The sequence below is a fragment of the Candidatus Accumulibacter vicinus genome (assembly GCF_000584955.1).
Lineage (GTDB): Bacteria > Pseudomonadota > Gammaproteobacteria > Burkholderiales > Rhodocyclaceae > Accumulibacter > Accumulibacter vicinus.
The window spans coordinates 12,637-13,497 of record NZ_JDSS02000036.1; the positions used below are offsets into that span (position 1 = coordinate 12,637).

General features: G+C 57.8%; 1 protein-coding gene. It reads left to right on the forward strand.

The window, feature by feature from the left end; genetic code table 11:
* Positions 1-240: 240 nt before the first annotated feature.
* Positions 241-861 (forward strand): ParA family protein (locus tag CAPSK01_RS15660; protein ID WP_273703818.1); only part of this gene is annotated, 621 nt, incomplete at its 3' end.

Below are 861 nucleotides of genomic sequence, written 5' to 3' on the forward strand. Positions count from 1 at the left end.
CTTCATGAGAAATTCCCTGAAAGAGGTCGGAGCGGCGCCGTGCCGGAAAATCCGTGCCCGTCCTTGTTGCAGAGGCGGCCGCTTACCCTGCCAATTCTCGGACAAAGGGCTTGTCGAGGGCAAGCGCTTTCCCGCATTCCTTGCTGACCAGGGCCCCAGGTTTCTGTCCCTGCTCCTCGACGGCTGCCTCCGAGTTGGCTAAACTGTCCTTAAATCCTTATTTCTGAACTGGGAAAAATCATGCGCCGGGTCGTCTTCAACCAAAAAGGGGGAGTGGGCAAGTCCACCATCGCGTGCAACCTGGCCGCGATCGCTGCTGCACGAGGCCGACGGACGCTACTGATTGATCTGGATGCGCAAGCCAATGCGTCCCGCTACCTGCTCGGCAAGGCGCTGGACGAGCAGCAGAAGACCCTGGTCCACTTCTTCGAGAATATTCTTGGCTACCGTCTGCTTCCCGAGGCGCTCAGTGCCTATGTGATTCATACACCATTCCCCGGTCTCGACCTGCTGCCCGCTGACCCCGGGCTCGAGGAATTGCAGCCCAAGCTTGAATCTCGCTACAAGATGTACAAGCTGCGCGAGGCACTGGAGAAGATTGCCGCTTACGATGAGATCTGGATCGATACTCCGCCAGCACTGAATTTCTATACCCGTTCGGCTCTGATCGCCGCCGATGGTTGTCTGATTCCTTTCGATTGCGATGATTTTTCGCGCCGTGCCCTGTATACGCTGATCGCCAATGTGCGCGAGATTCAGAGCGACCACAACCGTTCCTTGCGCGTCGAAGGAATCGTCGTCAATCAGTATCAGGCACGGGCCAATCTGCCGCTGCGCCTGGTCGACGAACTGCGTGGCGAG